Source organism: Marivivens marinus (assembly GCF_035969385.1).
Classification (GTDB): Bacteria; Pseudomonadota; Alphaproteobacteria; order Rhodobacterales; family Rhodobacteraceae; genus SELP01.
This window is the reverse complement of sequence record NZ_JAYKKJ010000002.1, coordinates 344,371-363,211: the sequence shown is the minus strand read 5'-3', so window position 1 is coordinate 363,211 and position 18,841 is coordinate 344,371. Positions and strand designations below refer to the sequence as shown.

Annotated in this window: 14 protein-coding genes; 12 read left to right on the top strand and 2 right to left on the bottom strand. The window is 64.5% G+C overall.

Going from position 1 to position 18,841, the window contains the following annotated elements:
* The first annotated feature begins 68 nt into the window (after window positions 1-68).
* From U3648_RS04395 to pbpC, 4 genes are all read left to right on the top strand, one after another.
* Window positions 69-1,244, top strand: a complete 1,176-nt coding sequence (locus U3648_RS04395) for an acetyl-CoA C-acyltransferase family protein (RefSeq protein WP_420858024.1) — start codon at window positions 69-71, stop codon at window positions 1,242-1,244.
* A 97-nt stretch (window positions 1,245-1,341) separates the two neighbouring features.
* The gene (gene yaaA, locus U3648_RS04390) at window positions 1,342-2,124 is read left to right on the top strand and encodes a peroxide stress protein YaaA (protein ID WP_420858023.1); all 783 of its coding nucleotides are present in this window, start codon (window positions 1,342-1,344) and stop codon (window positions 2,122-2,124) included.
* A gap of 71 nt (window positions 2,125-2,195) precedes the next feature.
* Complete coding sequence (locus U3648_RS04385; RefSeq protein ID WP_420858022.1) at window positions 2,196-7,628, top strand: alpha-2-macroglobulin family protein; 5,433 nt, start codon at window positions 2,196-2,198, stop codon at window positions 7,626-7,628.
* The gene (gene pbpC, locus U3648_RS04380; RefSeq protein WP_420858021.1) at window positions 7,625-9,661 is read left to right on the top strand and encodes a penicillin-binding protein 1C; all 2,037 of its coding nucleotides are present in this window, start codon (window positions 7,625-7,627) and stop codon (window positions 9,659-9,661) included. The genes U3648_RS04385 and pbpC overlap by 4 nt, the downstream gene beginning before the upstream one ends.
* Here the strand turns inward: pbpC and recQ are convergent.
* A complete protein-coding gene (gene recQ / locus U3648_RS04375) occupies window positions 9,658-11,697 on the bottom strand; it encodes a DNA helicase RecQ (RefSeq protein ID WP_420858020.1) in 2,040 nt (679 codons plus the stop codon). The genes pbpC and recQ overlap by 4 nt on opposite strands.
* Before the next feature lie 84 nt (window positions 11,698-11,781).
* The gene (locus U3648_RS04370) at window positions 11,782-12,063 is read right to left on the bottom strand and encodes a YggT family protein (protein ID WP_129681851.1); all 282 of its coding nucleotides are present in this window, start codon (window positions 12,061-12,063) and stop codon (window positions 11,782-11,784) included.
* A gap of 133 nt (window positions 12,064-12,196) precedes the next feature.
* Here U3648_RS04370 and U3648_RS04365 point away from each other — a divergent pair, with 133 nt between their 5' ends.
* From U3648_RS04365 to U3648_RS04330, 8 genes are all read left to right on the top strand, one after another.
* Window positions 12,197-12,733: an acyl-CoA thioesterase gene (locus U3648_RS04365; protein ID WP_420858019.1), complete on the top strand. Its 537-nt coding sequence runs from the start codon at window positions 12,197-12,199 to the stop codon at window positions 12,731-12,733.
* Window positions 12,734-12,829: 96 nt separating this feature from the next.
* Window positions 12,830-14,260 carry an MFS transporter gene (locus U3648_RS04360; RefSeq protein WP_420858018.1) on the top strand — a complete coding sequence of 477 codons (1,431 nt, stop codon included), beginning with the start codon at window positions 12,830-12,832 and terminating at the stop codon, window positions 14,258-14,260.
* Window positions 14,239-15,147, top strand: a complete 909-nt coding sequence (mepA, locus tag U3648_RS04355; protein ID WP_420858017.1) for a penicillin-insensitive murein endopeptidase — start codon at window positions 14,239-14,241, stop codon at window positions 15,145-15,147. The genes U3648_RS04360 and mepA overlap by 22 nt, the downstream gene beginning before the upstream one ends.
* Window positions 15,148-16,005, top strand: coding sequence for an esterase-like activity of phytase family protein (locus tag U3648_RS04350; RefSeq protein WP_420858016.1), 858 nt, complete (start codon window positions 15,148-15,150; stop codon window positions 16,003-16,005).
* Window positions 16,006-16,090: 85 nt separating this feature from the next.
* A complete protein-coding gene (locus tag U3648_RS04345) occupies window positions 16,091-16,726 on the top strand; it encodes a queuosine precursor transporter (protein WP_420858015.1) in 636 nt (211 codons plus the stop codon).
* A gap of 322 nt (window positions 16,727-17,048) precedes the next feature.
* Window positions 17,049-17,480 (top strand): alternative ribosome rescue aminoacyl-tRNA hydrolase ArfB, encoded by a 432-nt coding sequence (gene arfB / locus U3648_RS04340; RefSeq protein WP_420858014.1) that lies wholly within the window; start codon window positions 17,049-17,051, stop codon window positions 17,478-17,480.
* A gap of 9 nt (window positions 17,481-17,489) precedes the next feature.
* Window positions 17,490-17,831: a cupin domain-containing protein gene (locus U3648_RS04335; RefSeq protein WP_129681863.1), complete on the top strand. Its 342-nt coding sequence runs from the start codon at window positions 17,490-17,492 to the stop codon at window positions 17,829-17,831.
* A gap of 128 nt (window positions 17,832-17,959) precedes the next feature.
* Entirely contained in the window at window positions 17,960-18,835 is an 876-nt protein-coding gene (locus U3648_RS04330; protein ID WP_420858013.1) for a hypothetical protein, read from the top strand.
* Window positions 18,836-18,841 lie beyond the last annotated feature (6 nt).

Below are 18,841 nucleotides of genomic sequence, written 5' to 3'. Positions count from 1 at the left end.
GACGGAACGTCCTTCTTTTCCCAACCCTGAACTTGGCTAGGGTGGCGCCGAACAAGATGGAGAGCCCAATGACCGACATCGTGATCCTGTCCGGCGCGCGCACCGCAATCGGAACCTTCGGCGGCAGCCTTGCGGGCACCGCGCCCATCGATCTGGCCACCGTCGTCTCGAAGGCAGCGCTTGACCGGGCCGGGGTCGACGGAGCGCAGATCGGCCATTCGGTCTTTGGCCATATCATCAATACTGAACCCAAAGACATGTATCTGTCCCGGGTCGCCGCCATGAACGCGGGTGTGCCCGAAAGCACCCCGGCGATGAACGTCAACCGGCTGTGCGGATCCGGGGTGCAGGCCATCATTTCGGCCGCCCAGTCGCTGATGCTGGGCGATGCCCAGTTTGCCCTAGCCGGTGGTGCCGAATGCATGAGCCGGTCGCCCTTCATCATCCCGGATCAGCGCTGGGGCGCGAAGATGGGCGATGTCCGGACGCTCGACATGATGCTGGGGGCGCTGAATTGCCCCTTCGGCACCGGGCATATGGGCATCACCGCAGAAAATGTTGCCCGTGAACACGGGATCGACCGTGCCGCGCAGGACGCCTTTGCCTTGCAAAGCCAGACTCGCGCCGCAGCCGCCATCGCCGCCGGTCACTTCGCCGCCGAGATCGCGCCGGTGCCGGTCCGGGTCAAACGCGAGATGGTCGATTTCGACACCGACGAACATCCCAAGGCGACCAGCGCCGAAGGACTTGCCGCCCTGCGCCCCGCCTTCGAAAAGGACGGAACCGTCACGGCGGGCAATGCCAGCGGCATCAACGACGGCGCGGCTGCCCTTGTCCTTGCCCGCGCCGAGGCGGCGGAACAGGCGGGGCTGACCCCCCGCGCCCGCATCATCGGTTATGCCCATGCCGGGGTCCGGCCCGAGGTGATGGGCATCGGCCCGATCCCCGCCGTGCGCAACCTGTGCGACCGTACGGGCCTGTCCCCCGCCGATTTCGACTGGATCGAATCGAACGAGGCCTTTGCCGCGCAGGCCATCGCCGTGAACCGCGAGCTTGGTCTTGATCCGGCCAAGGTAAATCCCGACGGCGGCGCCATCGCCCTTGGCCATCCGGTCGGGGCCACCGGCGCGATCCTGACGGTAAAGGCCCTACATGCACTGGAACGAACCGGCGGCCACCGTGCCCTGATCACCATGTGTATCGGCGGCGGACAGGGTATCGCGCTGGCAATCGAACGGATCTAAGCCCCCCTCTTGCAATCCCGGCGTCAGACCGGGATGGTCTGGCCGAATGTGTAATCGGCCCTATCTGGCGTCGAAACCGAACCCAACGGAGCCCGCCATGCTGACCGTCATTTCCCCAGCGAAGTCGCTTGACCTTGACCCGGTCGGGATCGACCCGACCCAGCCTGAATTTGCCGAGGACGCGCTACGGCTGGCCAAGACGTCGCGCAACCTCACATTGGGTGATCTGAAAAAGCTGATGTCGATCTCGGACGATCTGGCGCGACTGAACCGGGACCGGTTCCGCGATTTCATGGCCGACCCGACCCCGGACCGGGTGAAACCGGCCGCCTTCATCTTCAACGGCGACACCTATCAGGGGCTCGAGGCCAAGACCCTGTCCGAGGATGATCTGCGCTGGGCCCAAGACCATTTGCGCATCCTGTCCGGCCTTTATGGCCTGCTGCGACCGCTGGACGGAATCCAGCCCTACCGGCTGGAGATGGGCAGCCGGTTGAAGACGCGGCGGGGGAAATCGCTCTATGACTACTGGGGCGATACGATCGCCAAGGCCCTGAATGCGCAGGCCGCCGCCGTTGGGACCGACACCTTGGTCAACTGCGCCAGCCAGGAATATTTCGGCGCCGCCGACACAAAGGCGCTGAAACTCCGGGTCGTGACCCCGCAATTCTACGAAGACAAGGACGGCAAACCCCGGATCGTATCCTTCTTTGCCAAGCGGGCACGGGGCGCCATGGCCCGCTTTATCGTCGAAAACCGGCTGACGGATGCCGAAGCCATCAAGGGTTTCGAAAGTGGCGGATACCGCTTTGATCCAAAGCTGAGCGAGGGCAACACCCTCGCCTTCGTCCGCCCCTACCCGGTTACTACCGCCGGATAATCCGGGGAATCATTGCCAGACAGCCGGACAGGTGCGACCCTTTGGGCATTGTTGCCCGATGGAGTCGATTGATGCGCCTGCTTTCCCTTTTGCTGATTGCCTTGACCTTGCCCTCCCATTCGATGGCCGAGGATTACGTGCCGGAAAACAGGGTGGCGATTTCCCGCAATGTCGATTTCTACGGCTCGGACCTTGCAAATATCTTCGACACCACTCTGGACGCCTGCCAGACCGCGTGCCTGTCGAATTCCCAATGCCGGGCCTTTACCTTCAATCAGCGGTCCGGGGCCTGTTTCCCAAAGGCGGGCGTGTCCGAGCTTTCGCCCTATGACGGTGCGATTTCAGGCCGCATTTTGCCAACTGACCCTGCAGTTCTGGCCAATGCCACGGCACGGGCGACCGATCTGTCCTTCCTGCGCGATGCGGATCTGGTGGCGGCCTATGACCTGGCCCGGGATATTGGGCGGCTGCATTCCTCGGACGAACGCAGCGCGGCGGAGCTTCTGGCCGCCGCCCGAGCCCGCGAAGCCTCGGGGGACCTTCTCAACGCCTTCCGCCTGACCGGGGCATCGGCTTCGGTTTCGGACCTGCCGGAAACGTGGCTCGATTACGCGCGTCTGGCGCGCATCGCAACAAGCTCTGACCGGGGCGAACAGAACCGCATTCGGGCGCGTGCGGTTCCCGCGTCTGTTGCAGCCTACCTGCGGGCGCAAACTGATGGCGCCCGCGCCACCGCCCTTGGCGATCTGGCCATCGCACTGGAGGCGGGTGGGCGCGGGCGGGACATGATCCCGGCGCTGCGACTGGCACTGGATATCCAGCCGCGCCGCGATATCGAGGCGCAACTGGATGACGCTATCGCCAAATACGGGTTCCGCGTCGCCGACACGCAGGTCGAGGCCGAAATCGCCAGCCCCCGCATTTGCGCGATCTTCTCGGAACCGCTGATCCGGGCGGGCGTCGACTACACCCCCTTCGTCCAACTGCCCGACAGTCGGATGACCGTCGAAACTTCGGGCGACCGGTTGTGCATCGCTGGGGTGGACCATGGTAGCCGCACCCGCATCGTCCTGCGCGAGGGCCTTCCCGCCGCGAGTGGCGAAGCGCTGGTTCGGCCGGTGGAACTGACCCTTTACGTTCGGGATCGGTCCCCGTCGGTCAGTGTGCTGACCAATGGCTACGTCCTGCCCCGCACGTCCGAGGCGGCAATCCCGCTTCAGTCGGTCAATCTGCCAGAGGCAGAGCTGACGCTTTACCGGATGACCGACCGGAACCTTGTCCGCGCCATGCAGGAGGACCTTCTTGGCAGTCCGCTTTACGGCTGGAGCGAAGGGTATCTGTCGGCCCAGATGGCCACGGAAATCTGGTCGGGTACCGCAGAGCTTCAGGTTGAGTTGAACCGCGACATGCTGACCCGCGTCCCCCTGGCAGAGCCGCTGGAGGGGCAGGAGCCCGGCATATTTGCACTGGTCGCACGGGTGCCCGGCGCCGACCCCTATGAAACCCCGCCCGCGACCCAGTGGTTCGTCCTGTCGGACCTTGGCATGGCGACCTTCCTTGGCACGGACGGCTTGACGGTCGCGGTACGGTCACTGGCCGATGCCTCCGCTGCCGACGGCGCAGAGGTCACGCTCTTGTCCGAGGCAAACGCCGTTCTTGGCACGGCCCTGTCCGATGCCGACGGGGTGGCCCGTTTCGATCCTGGCCTGACACGCGGCACCGGCTCTGCCGCCCCGGCCATGGTGACGGTGCGCAAGGGCGATGACCTTGCCTTTCTGTCGTTGACGGCCGCCGCCTTCGACCTGTCGGACCGGGGCGTCGAAGGCCGCGACCCGGCTGGCGCGATCGACGCCTTCATCGCGACCGACAGGGGCGCCTATCGCGCGGGCGAGGTTATCCATCTGACCGCCCTTGCGCGGGATGCCTCTGCCGCCGCGCTGCCGGGCCTGCCGCTGACCGCGATCCTGCGCCGTCCGGACGGGGTGGAATATTCGCGGCATTTCTCGGGTGAGGACATTGCGGGCGGCCATGTCTTCGCCCTGCCGGTCGCCGCCTCTGCCCCGCGCGGGCCCTGGCGGATTTCGGTCCATGCGGATGTGGATGCCCCGGCACTGGCCAGCACGACCGTTCTGGTCGAGGATTTCCTGCCCGAGCGAATTGATTTCGACCTGACCCTGCCCGACGGGGCGATCCGATTGGGCGACGTTCCGATGCTGGACCTGTCGGCGCGGTATCTGTTCGGCCCCCCCGCCGCCGATCTGGCGGTGGAAGGCGATGTGCTTCTTCGGGCTGCCAGCGCGGTCGAAGGGTTTGAAGGCTACCGCTTTGGCCGCCACGACGAAGGGTTCGACGCGCGCCGCGACGTTCTGCCCGGCACAAGGACCGACAGCGATGGACAGGCGCGGCTTGCCGTGCCCCTGCCCGAGGTTTCGGCAGAGGGACGGCCGTTGGAAATGCGGGTCACGGCCCGTGTGTCTGAAGGATCTGGCCGCCCGGTGGAACGGCAGATCACCGCGCCAGTTCTACCCGATGGCCCGATGATCGGGATCAACCCCCGGTTCGACGGTGTCGTGCCCGAAGGCGGCCGCGCCCGGTTCGCCCTGATCGGCCTTGGCCCGGACCTGTCCCCGGCAGAGATGCAGGTGAAATGGACCGTTAACCGGGTCCGGACGCGCTATCAGTGGTATTCGCTCTATGGCAGCTGGGAATGGGATGCCGTCACCACCCGGACCGAGGTTGCAAGCGGCACGGCCACCCTTGGCGGCGAGCCGGTCGAGGTGTCCGCCGACGTGGACTGGGGCCGCTACGAGATTGTCGTGGAACGCACCGATGGCAGCTATGTGGCGTCCTCGACCGGGTTCTACGCGGGCTGGTATGCCCCAGCGGACGCGGGCGATACGCCCGACCTGCTGGAGGCCTCGCTTGACGCCGAAAGCTACCAGATCGGCGACATGGCCACCTTCCGGATCGTGCCGCGCTATGCCGGGACCGCACTGGTGACGGTCATGTCGAACCGCGTGATCCATATGGAGGCGGTCGCGGTGACCGAGGGCGAAAACCTGATCCCGCTGACAGTGACCGACGACTGGGGCGCGGGGGCCTATGTCACCGCGAGCGTCATCCGACCCATGGACGTGCAGGCCGGGCACAATCCGGCGCGCGCGCTTGGGCTGGGCTACGCATCGGTTGATCCGGGTCCAAAACAGCTTTCGGTTCGGCTGGACGCGCCAGAGGTGATGCGCCCCCGGCAGCCGATGACCGTGGGGATCGACGTCGCGGGCCTGTCAGAGGGCGATACCGCCCATGTGACCCTTGCCGCCGTGGATCTTGGAATTCTCAACATCACCGGCTTCGACAACCCCGATCCGTCCGGCCATTACTTCGGCCAGCGGCGGCTTGGGGTGGAACTGCGCGATCTTTACGGGCGGCTGATCGACGGGCTGAACGGCTCGATGGGCGCGGTCCGGTCGGGCGGCGATGCCATGGCTCAGATGGGCATGCAGTCGCCCCCACCGACCGAGGAACTGGTCACCTTCTTCGAAGGCCCCGTCACCGTCGGCCCGGATGGGCGGGCCGAGATCCGTTTTGACCTGCCTGCCTTCAATGGCACCGTTCGACTGATGGCAATCGCTTGGTCCGAAACCGGGGTCGGTCAGGCCGAGGCGGATGTCTTGGTGCGCGATCCTGTGGTTCTGACGGCCTCTGCCCCACGGTTCTTTGCCCCCGGTGACCAAAGCCGCATCCTGTTAGAGGTCGTCCACGCGAACGGACCCGCCGGTGAAATGGCGCTGCGAGTGCAGGGCGATGGCGTAGCACTGGCCGCGCAGGAGGTGCCCGCGCGGTTCACCCTTGAAGAAGGTGAAAAGGTCAGCTTTGGCCTGCCGGTCGCAGCGGTCGACCCCGGCATCCACGAGGTGACCCTCATCCTGACCACGCCGGACGGCACCACCCTTGAACGGCACCTGACAATCCCCGTGGTTCGCAATGACCCGGAAATGACCCGACAGTCCCGGTTCAACCTTGCCCCCGGCGAGGTGTTCACCTTCGACAGCAACGTCTTTGCCGGTCTTGCCGATGGCACCGGCAGCGCAACGCTATCGGTCGGCCCCCTCGCGCGGTTCGATGCGCCGGGCCTGCTGAACGCGCTGGACCGCTACCCCTATGGCTGCACTGAACAGGTCACCTCGCAGGCGATGCCGCTGTTGTATTTCGACGAGGTTGCAACCGCGATGGGCCTTGCCGGTCGGGACCGCGTATCTGACCGGATTGATCAGGCCGTGGCCCAGGTTCTGGCCAACCAATCCGCCAACGGGGCCTTCGGGCTGTGGGGGCCTTACTCGGGCGATCTCTGGCTTGATGCCTATGTCTCGGACTTCCTGAGCAGGGCGCGGGCGCAGGGGCACGATGTCCCCGATATCGCCTTCCGCAATGCCATCGACAACCTGCGCAACCGGGTCAACTACTACCCCGATTTCGACAGCGGCGGTGGTGATCTGGCCTATGCGCTGATGGTTCTGGCCCGCGAAGGGGCCGCTGCGGTCGGCGATCTGCGCTACTACGCGGATCAACGGGCCGAGGCGTTCGCGACCCCGCTGGCGCTGGCGCAGCTGGGGACTGCACTTGCGATGTATGGCGACCAGACCCGCGCCGATGCCCTGTTCCGCCGGGCCGGGGTGCTTTTGGCCGCGCGGTTTGTCGACGGGTCCGAGGCCCCGATCTGGCGGGCCGATTTCGGCACCACCCATCGCGATGCCGCCGCCGTTCTGGCACTTGCGGTCGAGGCGGGCAGCACAGCGGTGGACCGGGACATGATCGCGCGGCAGGTTGCCAATTCCGGGCGCCACCTGTCCACGCAAGAGGCCGCATGGACCCTGATGGCCGCCAACGCGCTGATCGCGGACCTGTCGACCGCCGGAATCGAGTTTGACGGCGAACCGGCCACCGGCCCGCTGGTCCGGGTGCTTGAAGGGCAGACCGATGCGGCCCCGATCCAAGTGTCGAACACCGGTGACCGGGCGACGGAACTGACCGTCACCACCTTTGGTGTTCCAGCAACGCCCGAACCCGCCGGTGGCAACGGCTATGCAATCGAGCGCAGCTATTACACGATGGACGGCGACCCGGTCGCCCCATCGGATGTGTCCGTCGGCACCCGCCTTGTCACCGTCCTGACGGTCACGCCGTTCGGGCGGCAGGAGGGGCGGCTGATGGTGTCCGATCCGCTGGCGGCGGGCTACGAGATCGACAACCCCAACCTGCTGAACGCCGGGGATATCCGGGCGCTGGACTGGCTGGACCCCGTCGCGACCCAGTCGGCCGAATTCCGGTCCGACAGGTTCCTTGCGGCGGTGGACTGGCGGTCGGATCAGCCGTTCCGGCTGGCCTATATCGCGCGGGCGGTTTCGCCGGGCACCTTCCACCACCCGGCGGCCAGCGTTGAAGACATGTATCGGCCCGACCGCCGCGCATGGACCAACGCGGGCGAGGTGACGATCCTGCAATGATCCGCGCGGGGCATCTTTGCCTGACCCTTGCCGTCGTCCTTTGGGCGGCGGCTTTGGGCCGGGACAGGGTCGATATCTGGATCGATGCGACCGATCTGCCCACGCTTGAAATCGCCCAATCGATCGAGGTTCTGGACCGGGACGGAACCCTGTTGCGCGCCTATACGGTGGCGGATGGACGCTGGCGGATGGGCACCGATCCCGCGTCCGTCGACCCAACCTACCTTGCCATGCTGATCCGCTACGAGGACAAGCGGTTCCGCGGCCACGCAGGCGTCGATCCTCTGGCCATGGCGCGGGCGGCGGCGCAGGCGCTTGGTCGGCAAGAGGTCGTCTCGGGCGGGTCTACACTGACCATGCAGGTGGCCCGGTTGCTTGAGGACAGCGGCACCGGGCGCTGGTCCGGCAAACTGCGTCAGATCCGGGTCGCGCTGGCGCTGGAACGTCAACTGTCCAAGGACGAGATCCTGACGCTTTACCTGAACCTCGCGCCATTCGGCGGCAATGTCGAAGGGGTGCGGGCCGCGAGTTTCACATGGTTCGGCAAACCGCCCGAGCGGCTGACCCCGGCAGAGGCCGCGCTTCTGGTCGCCCTGCCACAATCACCCGAGTCGCGGCGGCCCGACCGGCATCCGGAAACCGCGCTGGCCGCCCGCAACCGAGTGCTAATTCGGATGGTTTCGGACGGGGTGCTGGAGGCCGAAACTGCCCGCGCTGCCATGTCTGAACCGATGCCCGACGACCGCCGCCCCTTTCCAACGCTGGCGCCGCACCTGTCGGACCGGCTGGTCGCTGCGGGCGGGCCGCGCGTTGTCCGGACCACGCTCGACGCCGGACTTCAGGCCCGGATTGAAGACCTTGCGCAGGCCGCCGTTGCGCAGCGGACGGACCGGGTGCAGGTGGCCGTGATGATCGCGGATCACCAGACCGGCGAGATCCTCGCCACTGTCGGGTCGGGCGCCTATGCGGCGGATCGGCGGGGCGGATTTCTGGACCTCACACAGGCGGTTCGGTCGCCCGGATCGACGCTCAAGCCGCTGGTCTACGCGCTGTCCTTTGACAATGGGCTGGCCCATCCCGAAACGCTGATCGCGGATCGGCCAATGGATTTCAACGGCTATCGGCCGCAGAACTTCGACGGGGCCTATCGCGGCGACATCCGGGTGCGGGATGCGCTGCAATGGTCGCTGAACATCCCCGTTGTCAGCCTGACCGAAGCGCTGGGGCCAGAGCATGTTCTAGCCGGATTGCGCCGGGCCGGGGCCGATCCGGTCTTGCCCGGAGGGCGGCCGGGTCTTGCGGTTTCACTGGGCGGTGTGGGCATGACGCTCGACGATCTGGTCCGGCTTTACGCGGGCCTTGCGCAGGGCGGCGTCGCCGTCGATCTGCGGGCCCTGCCTGACCCGTCGGACGGTTTCGCGCCGCAACGGATCGTCGGAGAGGTCGCGGCCTGGCAGGTTGCCGACATCCTGTTGCAGGCGCCACGCCCGGCCGGGGTGCAGGGCGCTGGGATCGCCTTCAAGACCGGCACCTCCTACGGGCATCGGGATGCGCTGGCGGTGGGGTTCGACGGGCGGCATGTGGTGGCGGTGTGGATGGGTCGGGCGGATGGAACGCCGGTTCCGGGGGCCTTTGGCGCCGACCTTGCCGCACCGATTATGTTCGAAGCCTTTGAGCGGCTGAAACCGCGGATCGACCCGATCCCGCCACCGCCCCCCGCCACACTGCTTCTGCCCACCGCGCAACTGCCGCTGCCCCTGCAACGGTTCCGGCCAAGAGGCGGACAGCTGGACGAGGGCGCGCCGCGCATCGCCTTTCCCCCAGATGGCGCAAGGATTGCCAGCGGCGGTCTGGTGGCGCGGGTCAGCGACGGAGCAGGCCCCTTCACATGGCTGGCCAACGGCGTTCCCGTCGGCACGACCCATCGGCGCGAGATTCAGATCGACGCCCTTGGGCGTGGGTTTTCGGCCCTGACGGTGATCGATGCCGAAGGACGCTCGGCCAGAGCCGAGATCGAGCTTCTGACGCCCTAGCCGTCGTCCTGCAAAACCGACAGGAAGGCTGAGCCGAACCGTTCGGAATGCCTGTCCCCGATCAAACGGGCCAGCGCGCCAAGGTCGGACGGCCGGGCCTTGGCGACCTTGGCCAGCTGCGCGGCGGTGCAGGACATGGGCTTGTCCAATCCCGTCTCTCCCCGCGCCAGATCGGCCTGAACGGCCAGTAGCCGGTCATAGACCGTGCCCTCTGCCCGACCGGCCAGTTTGCGGCGGGCCGGGTGCACCTCATCCACCGCGCCCGCGATCACCGACAGGAAGGCATCGCCGTAGCTTTCCAGCTTTTTCGCCCCGACCCCGCCGATCTGCGCCATGGCGTCCAGAGTCACGGGGCGCTTTTCGGCCATCTCAATCAGGGTCCGGTCGTTGAAGATGATATAGGCGGGAACACCTGCCGCCTCGGCCAGCGCCCGCCGCTTAGCCTTGAGCGCGGACAGAAGCGGCGCGTCTTCCTCGCTCACCAGCATCTTGACGCGCAGGCCCTTGCCCTTGGCGGCGCGGATGGTGTCGCGGCGCAAGTCGATGCTTTCCTCGCCTCGCAGGATCGGGCGGGCGCGGTCCGTCATCCGCAATCCGCCGTGGCGTTCTGGGTCCGGGCGCAGAAGGTCGTGCCCCATCATCTGCCGAAAGATCGCCTGCCATTGGCGCCGGTCGTATTCCTTGCCCACGCCATAGGTCGGCAGGCTGTCGTGACCGCGCTGACGGATCTTGTCCGTGTCGGACCCCAGCAAAATCTCGATCAGATGCCCGGCCCCGAAACTTTCCCCGGTGCGCAGCGCCGCGGACAGGGCCATGCGGACCGGGGTCGTGCCGTCAAACACTTCGGGCGGCTGGTCGCACAGGTCGCAATTGCCGCAAGGCGCGGCCTCCTCTCCGAAATAGCCCAGAAGGGTCTGACGGCGGCAGCTCAGCGCCTCTGCCAATCCCAACAATGCATTCAGCCGGCCGTGATCGGCGGCGCGGCGTTCCGGCGGCGCCAGCCCTTCGTCGATCTGCTGGCGGCGGAATCGGATGTCATCGGGGCCGAACAGGGTCAGGGTTTCGGCGGGGGCACCATCGCGTCCGGCGCGGCCGATTTCCTGATAATAGGCTTCGATACTTTTGGGCAGGTCCGCATGGGCAACCCAGCGGATATCGGGTTTGTCGATCCCCATGCCAAAGGCCACCGTGGCGCAGACGATCAACCCGTCGTCCTGCTGAAACCGCGCCTCGACCACGCGGCGGTCCTCGGCCTCCATCCCGCCGTGATAATGGCATGTGTCATGCCCGGCCTCTGCCAGCGCACGGGACAGGGTTTCAGTCTTGGCGCGGGTGCCGCAGTAGACAATCCCGGACTGGCCTTTGCGAGCGGCGGCAAAGGACAGAATTTGCTGGCGCGGGCTGTCCTTGACCGCGAAGGCAAGGTGGATGTTGGGCCGGTCAAAGCCACGCAGGAATGTCGCCGGGGCCTGCCCATCGAACAGCTTTTCGACAATCTCGACACGGGTTTCGGCATCCGCCGTGGCGGTGAAGGCGGCCAGCGGCACGTTCAGCGCCCGCCGCAACTCTCCAATCCGCAGGTAGTCGGGGCGGAAATCATGGCCCCATTGGCTGACGCAATGGGCCTCGTCCACGGCAATCAGGGACACGCCCGCCTGCCGCAGCAGCCGCTGCGCCCCGCCCGAGGCAAGCCGTTCCGGCGCCATGTAAAGCAGCTTGCATGTGCCCGCGGTCAGCGCCTGAAACGCCGCATCGGTTTCGACATCTGTATTGCCCGATGTCAGCGCATGCGCCTCTACCCCGGCCTCGCGCAACCCGCGCACCTGATCGCGCATCAGGGCAATCAATGGCGAAATGACGACCGTGACCCCATCGCGGACAAGGGCCGGAAGCTGGAAACACAGGGATTTCCCACCCCCAGTGGGCATGATGGCCAGCGTATTGCGGCCCTCGACCACGGCTTCCACGATCTCCTGCTGGCCGGGGCGGAAGGCGTCGAATCCGAAGACCGACCTCAGAAGCGTGGCAGCGCTCATGCGGGGGTGCCTGTAAGGGTGTGTGCTCGTTTAGGGCACAATCCCACAGGCGGGAATCAGGGGCAAGGCCCCCTGACGATCAGGCTAAAGCAGGATCGCGGGTAGGATGATGTCACGCAGTGCGATAATCCCCACGAAGACGACCAGCGGCGACAGATCCAAGGGCCGCGTATCCGGCAGAATGCGGCGGATCGGGTCAAAGATCGGCTGCAACAGACGGTTCAGCCCGACCCAGACCTGCTGGACCATCGGCTGACGCGTGTTCAGAACCTGAAAATTGATCAGCCAGCTCATGATCACGAAAACCAGCATGATCCAGAAGGCGACGTCCAGAAGCAGGGCGAGCAGCCGATAAAGTTCAACCATCGTTCCGGTCTCTTTCTCTTGGGTTCCCCGACAGGTAAGTCGTGGCCGCCCGCCGCGCAAGCCCCTGCCCTCACGTCACGGTTGACGCGCAGGTCACCCCGCCCCAAGCCTGCCCCAACGAACGGAGGCCCCGATGTATCCTGTCATCCGCATGACCTGGCAGATGTGGAAAACCCGCAAGAGCCCGAAACTGCCCTTTGATGGTACCCACATCAGTACCCATTACTGCCTGCCCTGGGATCTGGATATCTTCTGGGAGTTGAACAACGGGCGCACCCTGACGCTGTATGACCTTGGGCGCATCCCGTTGGGCCACCGGACCGGGTTGATCGACGCGCTGCGCCGCCGGGGCTGGGGGCTGACCGTTGCCGGATCGTCGCCGCGCTACCGCCGCCGCATCCGGGCCTTCGAAAAGATCACCATGAAGTCGCGCGGAATCGGTTGGGACGACAGGTTCTTTTACGTCGAACAGACGATGTGGAAGACAAATGGGGACTGCGCCGGTCACGTCCTGATCCGGTCGGCCGCCACCGGGCCAAATGGGATCGTCCCGCCCACCGAGGTCGTCGCCGAGATGGGGCTGGACCCGATCTCGCCGCCCCTGCCCGATTGGGTCACCGCATGGGTCGCGGCGGACGCCAAACGCCCCTGGCCGCCGATGCAGGAGTGACGCAAACCGGCCTGACGCTGCGGCATCTGCAACGCCACGCTTGCCAGAACCCCCGCGCCGGGGTCTTATCCCGGCAAAAGGGAACAGGGGACAGGCATGGCAAGCGCGAACAAGAAACGCATCTGGGGATGGATGTTCTTTGATTGGGCCACACAGCCCTTTTACACGCTGGGACTGACGTTCATCTTCGGGCCCTATTTCGCAGCCGTCGCTACCGGCTACTTCGCCGGAACCGGGCTGGACGAGGCCACAGCGGACGCACAGGCGCAATCACTGTGGTCGCTGGGGCAAACGCTTGCCGGATTGCTGATCGCCTTTACCGCGCCTTTCATCGGGGCCTATGCCGACCAGACCGGCAGGCGGATGCCGTGGATCTGGGTGTTCTCCGCGATCTATGTCGTGATGGCGGCCCTGCTGTGGCAGACCATGCCCGACGGATCGACCATGTGGACGATGCTTCTGGTCTTCTCAGTAGGATTTGTCGCCGCTGAATACCTGCTAATCTTTGTCAACGCGATGTTGCCGTCACTTGGCAATGACAAGGAAGTCGGGCGGATCTCCGGCTCTGGCGCCGCTCTGGGGTATTGGGGCGGTGTGCTGTCGCTGTTCATCATGCTGATCTTCTTGGCCGAAAGCGAAACGGGAAAGACCCTTGTCGGGATGGACCCGGCCTTTGGGCTTGATGCCGAAGCGCGGGAAGGCACCCGGTCCGTCGGACCGTTCATCGCGCTTTGGTTCGTTGTATTCATGGTGCCCTTCTTTGCCTGGGTGCGCGAAGACAAACCGGATGCAAACGCGCCCAAGGCCTCGGTCATGAAGGCCTTTGATGACGTGGTCAGCACCGTGTTGTCCCTTCCCGAACGCAAAAGCCTTTTCGCCTTCCTTGGCGCGTCGATGTTTTATCGCGATGCGTTGAACGCGCTCTACGGATTTGGCGGTGTCTATGCGACGCTGGTGCTGAACTGGTCCATCACCATGGTTGGCCTATTCGGGATCGTTGGGGCCATCACCGCCGCCGTCGCCACATGGGTCGGCGGATTGTGCGACAGCCGGTTCGGCCCGAAACCGGTGATCCGGGTCTGTGTGTGGCTGCTGATTGTCGTCTGTACGGTGATCGTGTCGATGACCCGGGAAGAGCTGTTCGGGATCGCATTGCGCAATGACATTCCCACCCCCGCCGCGCTTGCCCCGATGATCGGAGCTACGCTGGGGACTGCGGACATCATCTTCTACATCCTAGGCGCGGCGATCGGCGGGACCGGCGGAGCGCTTTATGCCGCCAGCCGGTCGATGATGGTGCGTCACACCAACCCCGACAAACCGAACGAAGCCTTTGGGCTTTTCGCCCTTTCGGGCAAGGCCACCGCCTTTCTGGCGCCCGGCCTGATCGGGATATTCACCGCTTCGCTGAACTCCGCTCGTCTTGGGGTCTCGCCGCTGATCCTTCTTTTCATCCTTGGATTGATCCTGCTACGCTGGGTCAACAAAGAGGGAGATCGCGCAGAATGGTCCGGGTCGCAGTCCTAGGTTTTTGTGCCCTTCTGGGGCTTGCCGCCTGCAAGGGGGGGGATGATTACGACGGCCCGGTCGAAACCCGGGTGTCCAGCCAGAACGCCAATGACGCCCGCGTCGCGAAAGAGGTGTTCGGCTACATCCCCACCGCGTCCAGCCAGCCATCGCAAAGTTTCGGCGGCTATGCGCGGGGCTGCCAGGCGGGCGCGGTCCAACTGCCGGAAACCGGCCCGACGTGGCAGGCGATGCGCCTGTCCCGCAACCGCAACTGGGCGCAACCGCAGACCGTCGATTTCGTGCAGGACCTGTCGCGCTTTGCCGCCACCCTGCCGGGGTGGGAAGGCCTGTATGTCGGAGACATGTCGCAGCCACGCGGCGGCCCGATGCTGACCGGGCATGCCAGCCACCAGACCGGCCTTGACGCGGATATCTGGATGCTTCCGCCGCAGCGCCTGAACCTGAGCCGGGACGAACGCGAAAGCCTGTCGTCCATTTCCATGCGCCGCGCGGGCGGGGCCTATACCAACAGTGATTGGACCGAAGCACATATGCGGCTTCTGCGCGAGGCAGCCCGCGACCCCCGCGTCGCCCGCATTTTCGTGTTCCCCGGCGCCAAGATCGACATGTGCAACTGGGAAACCGGCAACCGCGACTGGCTGCGCAAGATCCGGCCGTGGCATGGGCATCATTACCATTTCCACGTCCGGCTGAACTGCCCCGCCGGCGCGCCGGGCTGCGAAGATCAGGCCCCGCCGCCCGCTGGTGATGGCTGCGCCGATGCGCAGGTCTGGGTGGACAATATCCTTAACCCGCCGCCGCCCGACCCGAACCCCGCCCCGCCGCGCGGGCCGCTGACCATGGCCCAGCTTCCCGGACAATGCGCCGCGGTCGCCGCCAACTGAATGCGCAAAACCTTTGCCTTGTTTGCTGGCCTTTTCTGGCTTGCCCCAGTGGCATGGGCGACCGATGATCCCCGCCCTTCGGTCTTCCACTGGGCCCACCAAGACGCCGGTCTGGGCGGGTTTTCGGGGATCGAGGTCAGTGACGACGGTGCGCGTTTCACCGCAATCTCTGACAGCGGGATCTGGGTGCGTGGGACATTTAGCCGGTCCGATGCTGGCACCATTGACCGGATCGACCTGACCGCGCAGGGTCCGCTGAATGACACCGACGGCACCCCTGCCACCGGATTTCGGGCCGATGCAGAGGGTCTGGCGATACGGGATGACGGGCGCATCTACGTCAGCTTTGAAGGCGAGGCGCGGGTCTGGACCTATGCGACCCTGACAGGCGAGGCCGCATGGCTGCCCCGGCACCCGGACTTCCGGGACATGCAGGTGAATTCCAGCCTCGAAGCCTTGGCAATCGGCCCGGATGGGACGCTTTACACCATCCCTGAACGATCCGGGGACTTCGACCGGCCCTTTTCCGTCTACCGCTACTCCGGTGGGAAATGGTCCATCCCGTTCTCTTTGCCCCGGTCCGACGAATACCTTGTTTCCGGCGCCGACATCGGCCCCGACGGGCGGCTTTATATCCTTGAACGCAAGGTCGGGCTGCTGGGCTTTCAGAGCCGCCTGCGCCGCTTCGATCTCGACGGGTCCGGCGGGGTGGAACTCTGGTCCGGCAGCCACGACAACCTTGAAGGGGTCGCGATCTGGCGGGATGCCCGCGGGCGGCTCGTCGCCTCGATGATTTCGGACGACAACTTCCTTCCGATCCAGCGCACGCTGATTGTCGAGCTTGTCCTGCCATATTGACCGTTTGACCCAAGGGGCGTAGAGGGGCGCGTCCCCATGGTGGGGGCCAAGTCGCCGCACCCTTGTAAAAAACGGAGCACCCGAAATGACCCGCATTCTTCCCGGCATCCTTGCCATGGCCGCCATCGTCGTGGCCTCGAACATCCTTGTCCAATTCTTCGTCGGCGACTGGCTGACCTGGGGGGCATTCACCTATCCCTTTGCCTTTCTTGTGACCGACGTTATGAACCGGGTCTATGGCGCGGCGAGCGCCCGCAAGGTTGTCTTCGCGGGCTTCATCGTGGGGCTGATCTGTTCCTACATCGGGACCTTCGTGATGATCGACCTCGCGCCCGATTTCTCGGCCCCCGCTGTGACCGCGCGGATCGCGATCGGCTCGGGCACGGCGTTCCTTGTGGCGCAGCTGGTGGATGTCTTCGTGTTTGACCGGCTTCGGTCCGGGGCATGGTGGCGCGCGCCTCTGGCGTCGACCCTGATCGGGTCCACCCTTGACACTATCCTATTCTTTTCGCTGGCTTTTTCGGCGGGTTTCGTCGGAATTCTGGGCGCGGACCACAACACGGATTTCTTCAACGAGGTCGTCGCGACCCCCTTCGGCTTTGACGCCACCCGCTGGGTCGGCACCGCCGTCGTGGACTGGAGCGTCAAGCTGGGCATCGCCCTGATCGCGCTGATCCCGTTCCGCATCATCGTTGGGCGGATGCTGCAGCGTCTCGGTTAATCTACAGAAAATTGTGTATTTTCATTTGACATACACAATATCTGTGCAAACCTGAGCACAGGCGAAACCCATCGAAAGGAGGTGATCCAGTGTCAAGAAAGAGATTGGAGAAAGGTGTCGGGACATTTTGGGGGAGTCGCAGCTAGGGCAGCCCTTGGCTGACGAGACCACCAAGGTGGGTTCACCCTAACCGAACCACCTCCGGAACTTTCGAAGGGTCGCTCTGGTCGCCGGAGCGGCCCTTTTGAATGGAAATTGTAGCGGTTTGTACAATTTTGGGGCAGGCTGTGGCCCGGTTTGTACAGATTTTTCAGGGCAGGACATGGGCCTTCGGATCACCGATCAGATCGAGATCGCGGATTGGGAACTGACCGAGCAATTCGTGCGCGCCTCGGGGCCGGGCGGGCAGAATGTGAACAAGGTCAGCACGGCGGTCGAACTGCGGTTCGAGGCGGCGCGGTCGCCCAACCTGCCGGGGCCGGTCAAGACGCGGCTGCGGCGGCTGGCGGGGCAACGCTGGACCGAGGCGGGCACGGTGGTGATCTTCGTGCAGGACACCCGCAGCCAGGCGCGGAACCGCGAGATCGCGCGGGAACGGCTGGCGGAACTGGTGCTGAAAGCCACGCAGACCCCGAAACGGCGGATCGCCACGAAACCCACGAAGGGGAGCGTGCGGCGGCGGCTGGAGGCCAAGAAGAAACGGGGCGAGGTGAAGGCCCTGCGCGGCACCGCCCGCCCGGACGAGACAGGCTGAGGAGAAAGCATGACCCATTTCCAACCCATCGACCGCGCGGCGGTCACGCCCACCACCGACCGGCCCGCGCCGGAAAAGCTGGTCTCGGGCGACCCGGTGTTCACCACATGGGATATCGAGGAGCGCGACGGGCTATACGCCGGGATCTGGCAATCGACGCCGGGGGCATGGCGGGTGAGCTATGACGAATGGGAATACTGCCGCATCCTTGAGGGCGTGTCGGTGCTGCACGAAGAGGGCGGCGACAGCCGCCGTCTGGAAGCCGGGGACAGCTTTGTGATCCGACCGGGGTTCAAAGGGGTCTGGGAAGTGGTTGAGACGACGGTGAAGGATTATGTGATTAGGGTTTGAAGAATTGTCTTTCTTCCAAGAAGATTCAGTCGATCGGCGGCCACAACCTGTCACTGGTTCGAAGGAGCAATGTGGAAATCAGCCTCAGTTGGTGCATATTGGGGTAGAATTATGACGGAGTAATCAAAATGTTTCGAGCATTCAATATTTCTGCAGCTTTGACACTAGTAGCATGTGAGGCAACTGCTGAAACAGTGACCGGTCGTGAATTCTTTGAAGATCGTGCGGGTTATCCATGCTTTGTCACATTGTACACGGACGCTGACAAGAGCGTCACTTTGCAGCTATCCGACTACAAGGACATATGGTCTCTCAGATTTATTATCTCCGATCGCTCATTGGTCTACCAACGCTTCTTTGACAACAGAGGCTTGCGTGATGAAGACGCTTTCGAAGATGCCTTTGGTGAGATTCGCATCGGTGCGGACAGATTTGACCTAAGCGACGTTTCACTTTTCGAGGTTCGCCTCCAAGACTTGGACGATAATTCTGCTGGAATTTTCGGCATAGAAGAACGGCACAACGTGGTACCTGCATTAAATGCCATGGAAGATGACGGCCTTGAAATACTTGGACTTGTATCATTGGCTGGCACATCTGGCGCGCTAGCAGAATTCCGCACATGCTCATTTGCCGCAATGGGGCTTCAAGAAGGCGAGATAGTCGAGACTGACTTTCGAGCGGAATACCGCATGATTTTCGACACCGCATTCGAGAATTGGGTAATCAACATGGCACGCGCGGAGCACTGCTTTGCATCGAGGTTTGACGATGAAGCAGTGGCAAACGTGGTCGACGCGGCAGCGAACACTTTCTATCCCGGCGTCATGAACTTCGGCAAGCGAAGTGAATACCGGGAAAGCCTAGAGAGGGTGATACCTTTTGCAAAGCTTTCCGGCATGGCCGATGCCCGAACTGACGGTTGTCTAATGGCGGGCGAGTTGGCTGATATTTCGAGAGGATTGGTCGATCGGGTAATTGAGGAGGCAAAAGAAGTCGAATGAGTTGTC

What these genes read in the sequence shown, in the direction of transcription:
- U3648_RS04360 (WP_420858018.1), top strand. Translation starts at nt 12,830, where the DNA reads ATGGCAAGCGCGAACAAGAAACGCATCTGGGGATGGATGTTCTTTGAT.
- yaaA (WP_420858023.1), top strand. Translation starts at nt 1,342, where the DNA reads ATGCTGACCGTCATTTCCCCAGCGAAGTCGCTTGACCTTGACCCGGTC.
- U3648_RS04385 (WP_420858022.1), top strand. Translation starts at nt 2,196, where the DNA reads ATGCGCCTGCTTTCCCTTTTGCTGATTGCCTTGACCTTGCCCTCCCAT.
- pbpC (WP_420858021.1), top strand. Translation starts at nt 7,625, where the DNA reads ATGATCCGCGCGGGGCATCTTTGCCTGACCCTTGCCGTCGTCCTTTGG.
- recQ (WP_420858020.1), bottom strand. Translation starts at nt 11,697, where the DNA reads ATGAGCGCTGCCACGCTTCTGAGGTCGGTCTTCGGATTCGACGCCTTC.
- arfB (WP_420858014.1), top strand. Translation starts at nt 17,049, where the DNA reads ATGGGCCTTCGGATCACCGATCAGATCGAGATCGCGGATTGGGAACTG.
- U3648_RS04395 (WP_420858024.1), top strand. Translation starts at nt 69, where the DNA reads ATGACCGACATCGTGATCCTGTCCGGCGCGCGCACCGCAATCGGAACC.
- U3648_RS04370 (WP_129681851.1), bottom strand. Translation starts at nt 12,063, where the DNA reads ATGGTTGAACTTTATCGGCTGCTCGCCCTGCTTCTGGACGTCGCCTTC.
- U3648_RS04365 (WP_420858019.1), top strand. Translation starts at nt 12,197, where the DNA reads ATGTATCCTGTCATCCGCATGACCTGGCAGATGTGGAAAACCCGCAAG.
- U3648_RS04350 (WP_420858016.1), top strand. Translation starts at nt 15,148, where the DNA reads ATGCGCAAAACCTTTGCCTTGTTTGCTGGCCTTTTCTGGCTTGCCCCA.
- U3648_RS04335 (WP_129681863.1), top strand. Translation starts at nt 17,490, where the DNA reads ATGACCCATTTCCAACCCATCGACCGCGCGGCGGTCACGCCCACCACC.
- U3648_RS04330 (WP_420858013.1), top strand. Translation starts at nt 17,960, where the DNA reads ATGTTTCGAGCATTCAATATTTCTGCAGCTTTGACACTAGTAGCATGT.
- mepA (WP_420858017.1), top strand. Translation starts at nt 14,239, where the DNA reads ATGGTCCGGGTCGCAGTCCTAGGTTTTTGTGCCCTTCTGGGGCTTGCC.
- U3648_RS04345 (WP_420858015.1), top strand. Translation starts at nt 16,091, where the DNA reads ATGACCCGCATTCTTCCCGGCATCCTTGCCATGGCCGCCATCGTCGTG.